This is a genomic window from Desulfomarina sp., from assembly GCF_054039375.1.
In genome coordinates this window covers 1-5232 of record NZ_JBPLBA010000178.1, presented here as the reverse complement: position 1 = coordinate 5232, position 5232 = coordinate 1, and the positions used below count along the sequence as shown (strand labels likewise).

Annotated in this window: 4 protein-coding genes and 1 pseudogene; all 5 read left to right on the top strand. The window is 45.2% G+C overall.

What is annotated here, in order from left to right; translation table 11 throughout:
- A pseudogene (locus ACXLDX_RS10620) lies at positions 1-167 on the top strand (ZIP family metal transporter); the annotation flags it as partial.
- Between the two features lie 353 nt (positions 168-520).
- On the top strand, positions 521-724 hold the full coding sequence (locus tag ACXLDX_RS10615; RefSeq protein WP_457577158.1) for a hypothetical protein: 204 nt from the start codon (positions 521-523) through the stop codon (positions 722-724).
- The gene (locus ACXLDX_RS10610; RefSeq protein ID WP_457577157.1) at positions 705-1763 is read left to right on the top strand and encodes a hypothetical protein; all 1059 of its coding nucleotides are present in this window, start codon (positions 705-707) and stop codon (positions 1761-1763) included. The genes ACXLDX_RS10615 and ACXLDX_RS10610 overlap by 20 nt, the downstream gene beginning before the upstream one ends.
- A gap of 38 nt (positions 1764-1801) precedes the next feature.
- Positions 1802-2974, top strand: coding sequence for a hypothetical protein (locus ACXLDX_RS10605; protein WP_457577156.1), 1173 nt, complete (start codon positions 1802-1804; stop codon positions 2972-2974).
- Entirely contained in the window at positions 2943-5054 is a 2112-nt protein-coding gene (locus tag ACXLDX_RS10600) for a hypothetical protein (protein ID WP_457577155.1), read from the top strand. Before ACXLDX_RS10605 ends, ACXLDX_RS10600 begins: the two co-directional genes overlap by 32 nt.
- Positions 5055-5232 lie beyond the last annotated feature (178 nt).

Here is a 5232-nt window from a genome sequence, read left to right as displayed (position 1 = left end):
ATATCCTCCCCTACGCCCTCTGCTTTGCCGCCGGAGCAATGATTTTTGTCGTCGTGGAAGAACTGATTCCCGAATCCCAGAGAAATTATGCCAATATAGATATTGTCACCATGGCCACAATGACGGGATTTGCCACAATGATGATTCTTGATGTGGCTCTGGGCTGAATCAGTCAGACAGGCACCAGTTATCTTCCTGCCTTATAATAGCTGCAAAAATATCTTTCAAATTGAGTTGATTTGAGACATATTACAGTATGGGAAAAATACGGACAGAACTTTTAAATCATCTCTGCAGACCAGATCTCTCAGTCCTTGGCAATGCTATCAAGAAGCTTCCTCCCGCACATTGGAAGAAGAACATGTTTTTTGCCGGAGTATCAGATCATGATCTCAGAGAATGGACAGGCCGGTTTCCGGCAACATTTCGAAAAACACATATATCTCATCCGGTTTTTGTCCTCTGTGCCTTTCCGTCAGGTCCCCAGGTGTGCCCCTGCTCCTCCAGAGGATCTGAAAATATGCGCTACATCAGAAAAAACTGCAGACTGGAAATGAAAGAAACAACCATTGACCGCAACTCTTTTCTTGTGGAACGGTTCAGGTTTACAATTCCCTTGGATGTTCGTTTTCAAATGCCTCCGATTTTCAAGGGAAAAGTGCCGTCGAGCTGCATCAAAAGACACTATCGGCAAAACAGACGAAATGAAAACAATCAAAAGTGAACTGGCTGCATGGCTTAACGGAGATGAAGGGTATAAATATCTCAAGTTTATCGCAGGAAGTTTACTTAAAGAGGTGAAAAACAGCGGCCCGTTGACAACCATATGGCCATATCACCTGCCTGCCGATAATTCAGAAACTAAGAACCTTAAGGAGGAAATTGCCCACGATTTTTACCTCTTTTTCATGGACCATTTTCTTCCTCAACTTGAACAACATCCGGACCAGATTTACCTGATCGAAACAGGGAATTTCACTAAACTTTTTTATCTTGCAAAAAATAAATTTCTCTGGCAACTGGGGGAAAAAGCACGCAGTAAAAAGGCAAATCCGGCAGGTTATCTCTACAGACGATTGCGCCAGACTTTGTCTCTTGATTCCCTGTTTGAGACGAAATCAACAAAGAACAATGGCTTCATCTATCGTATCCCGACAGACAGCCAGTCGAAAACAGATGTAACAACAATTTTTTCCAATGAAGATTTCACTTCCTGGCCCTTATTACCAACTGAGACAGAAAAACCGGACAAAGAAATATTCACCGCCCGTTTCCTGAAAAACTCAGCACGTATTTTCTGGGCTGAAGCAACCAGAAGAGCAGATGTTTCGTTTCTTGCACTGAATGACCTGTGCAAATATATCTTATTTAATCATCCATGGCTTCTGGCCCCCCGGGAAACAAAGCAGCCGGTGGCGACGGGCAGCAAAATCGATTCCGAATCTGAACTGGATGCAGCCAACTTTCTGAAGAGTATTAAAATAGTGGCAGCGCAACTGGTCGAAACATGGTCCCGAGAGCAACGAAAAATATTTTGCCTGAGACTGCAGGATCCGCCTGTCGGGCTGAAAAAAATTGCTGATTTAATTGGAGCTAATGACCATAACAGAGTACATCGGCAATTTTCTTTCTGCAAAAAATCCCTTCTTGAATTTACACAAAACTGGCCCGGACCACCTCTCTCCGAACTGCCTGCCACCTGTGGCGAAATCTTTATTGATAAAATAATTGAAGAGTGCAAAAAAACAACGAAAAGTCCGTAACAGTAAATAAAGAGTTTTTTTATTTCCCCGAAAATATCATGACAAAAACCGTCAGAACACACGCAGCTTATTTATCCTGGAAAACAGCCTGGCGCATACGATGCTGTCCACCGGACACCCTGCTCTTTGGAGGCAACACTGAAGAACTGCAGGCACATCTGGACCACTGCCCCTGGTGTAGACAGGAACGAAAACAACAGTTATCTGAAAACTGTTCATTCCCTGCTCTCTCCACCTTTAAGAAAGCAGATAAACCGGCATGGCCGGATGCTATGGCTCGGCCACAAAAAGCCAATGAAAATCCCAACTGCGGCAGTACAACCCTCAGCCGAAAATTTTCAGATAAAAGACCTTTACCCGGTGAACTCTGGGCCCTGAAACAGGAACTGGGAGGCTGGGGACCCAAAAAACGTTATTACACCCCCCCCCTGGTCGTAATTATTGCAGTTTATGAAGACTGCGTGGAAGTTTCCCAAAGCTATGGAGACTGTACCATGGCAGGAATTGATGACCTGAGATTTGAATTACCCCGATCCGGATTCTGCCAGCCATGGAACAGGTACACTCTTCGTAAAGAAGACTTTGACACCTGTTACGGTACTGTTATTCCCTCTACGGGCCTCATAACTTCAACAGCTGACGAATATCAGACACAACAGATTGAGCCAGGGTCTCTTCTCTGGTTTTTCCGCCAGATGGAGGTGGAAACAGGTTTTTTCTTTTCCTCAAAAGCTGTCAGACCATTACTGGCCCAATACGAAAACACTGTTCAGGAAACAGCAGTACAACTCTCAGACCTGGGGCTGCCGGTTCCGGACAAGCTCCCCGCAACAGTCAACGACCTCCTCCTTTCAACAGGAATTCCGGATAACCTGTTGCCACTGGCTGCATCGGATAAACTTGAAACCACAGAATACTGCCTCAATTTTCTTTTTGAAAATGACCGTCTTACCGCTGTTAACGTTACGGGTATGAACATCACTCTCTGGCAACGTGAAGGCCAACTGTTGCATGTAAGCGGTCATTTTACAGAAAACCCCTCAGAAAACAGTACTATTCTCTTCGGCCTGAAAACAAAAAACCATTTTTTTGATCCGCTTCCTGGGGAATTCGGCGCGGAAGGAGATTTCTTCTGGGCACTTTTCCAGATTGGCGAAAACGATATCGAACAGGGAGAGTATGTTGTCCGTATCATTACCAGAAAAGAATAATACGTACGAATCACCCAGCCACTGGCATGACCTTGAGACCCTGCTGCGTAAGTCCCCCGGAAATGCGGAATTCAGACTGAAACAGTCAGCCCCGGTTCCACTTCCCGACATTTTGACCATCGACCGTCTGCGCAGCCTCTGCCGTTCTGAGAAGCACCAGGACCTTCTTGAACGTCACCTGTTAAGTTCCGCGCTGCTCTTAACTTCTCCTTCCGAAAAACTTCTCTTTTTATCTAAATCGAACATTACCGGAAAAATATTTGGCGAACGATTCAACCATCCCCTCTCGACAGCCATCTGGATCAGTTTTCCCGTAGTGGTAACCCAGGGGTACAGAAGCCGTCTTCTTACCTGCTTTATTGGACTTTTTCCGAAAGGCGACAGGGTTGTTTTCCAATCATCTCCACCAATCGGAAGCAACAGTCAAAAAGCCATAATAACAGCATTCCAGCTGCAGAACAGCTCAGGGATACTCAAAAACAGCACTCTTCTGTTCTGGACACTGCAGGACGACAACAGCCCGCCACTCCAGGGGGAATCCCTCGGACTGGCCACAGGCCTGGCACTCCATCTTCTGAAAGAAAAAAAAATGTGGCCGGAAAATTTCTACGCCACAGGGACACTCTCTGAAAAAGGACGCGTCGGCCCTGTACGGGATATAAACAGAAAGCGGCAGGTTTTCACCATGAAAAACAGCCTCTTCATTGTTCCGGCGCCGCACCACACCTCCGACAATGGCCTCAGACTCATTCCTGTTGAAAATCTTGGAGAAGCTGTTCTTATCCTCAACCTTTTCCTGTCCCGACAGAACAATATAACTTATTCTCTCTGCCTTCTCGCAGCAAAAGATCCGGCAACCCTGCTCAAACAATTTGACCAGTTACCTGATCAATTTTTCTCATTATTTGATTTATCGGCTCCCCTGGCGGAAATCCGCAGAAATCCCGGGAAATACCTGGGCCTGCTTGCAACATGCCTTCGGCAAAACAGTTACAGGCTGCAATACCCCGATTTTCTGGAATCATTGCCCACACCCGATGAACTTACAAAACCTGATACAGAAAGTACGCTGGACACTATTTATTACTGCCTTGGCCAACTTGCCTGCTGGAACCATCTCGGCGCCCCGGAACAGAGCAGAAAATGGAGCAAAATCATACTGGATTTTGCTGCGACCCATTCCAGAAAAAGAACAATATCCCAACTCGCCAACAATGATTTTGTCGGCCAACGATTTAACATGTTTGATTTCAGGCCCGAACCACCGGAGCTTTTCTCCAGACAACTGGATCACGAAAAAGAACTTCACAACTTTCTACAGGAGGACAGCTGGCAGCTTGGCGCAATGTATGGAACCCTTGCCCAGAATTACGGCTTCTGCGGCCCGGATTATTTTGAGTCATTAGCCTGTGCCACGGACAATGGTTGTGCTGCTTTTGGCAAAACATATAAAGAAGAGAGGAAAAGAATCAGCTCATACCTTATTTACGGATTACTTGACCGACACCAATGGGCTGAAGCAGAAACATTGCTCTTTCGGTATCTGGACTTTTCAGAAGAACATCAAGTCGAGCAGTGGCTTGATATATTCGAGGAAACCGAACAAAACAGGAATCAGTACCGTTTTCAATTCTGTCTTCTCTGTCGTTTTCTTGCTGATATTTCCGAGTCCCGGGTATTCAAAATCAATCAGACAATCCTCAGCAACCATATCAGACAAACCTTACAGAAAGACAAACACCCCTGGCAATTTACCGCCACAAACCTTGCCCGGCTTTGTCTGCTGACTAAAAAACAACAATACGCACAACAACTCCTTAACCATGCCGTATCAATATGCACACACCATGGAGAAACGATGAAAGGTCTGACTCTCCTCCCTCTTTCCATTCTCCATTTACATGGACTTGCTGAAAAAACACATTTAAGCCTGGCCAGGAATATTGTTCACCGGATACAGACCAGGAAGATCCTGAATCAATACCATTTCCAGGCCCTTTTTAACTGCAACACGGGAGAGGAAATCCTCAGAAAAACAATTAAATACAAAGAAAAACTGTTTCCCTTCAGCTATCGGTAAACCGGTATGACAGAAATTTATCGCCCGACCTTCAACAAGCTGATAAGGCCCTGACAATGGCAATACAACCTGCTGATACGGATTTTCAGATATTTTTTTGACGGCTTTTCCATGAATAAACAGAAAAAATTCGAAAAAAAACAAATCCTGCCCATAAAGAAAAGAGAAAAGACAAAAA

Excerpts from the sequence above, each read along its gene's own strand:
- ACXLDX_RS10615 (WP_457577158.1), top strand. The coding sequence starts at position 521 with ATGCGCTACATCAGAAAAAACTGCAGACTGGAAATGAAAGAAACAACC.
- ACXLDX_RS10610 (WP_457577157.1), top strand. The coding sequence starts at position 705 with ATGAAAACAATCAAAAGTGAACTGGCTGCATGGCTTAACGGAGATGAA.
- ACXLDX_RS10605 (WP_457577156.1), top strand. The coding sequence starts at position 1,802 with ATGACAAAAACCGTCAGAACACACGCAGCTTATTTATCCTGGAAAACA.
- ACXLDX_RS10600 (WP_457577155.1), top strand. The coding sequence starts at position 2,943 with ATGTTGTCCGTATCATTACCAGAAAAGAATAATACGTACGAATCACCC.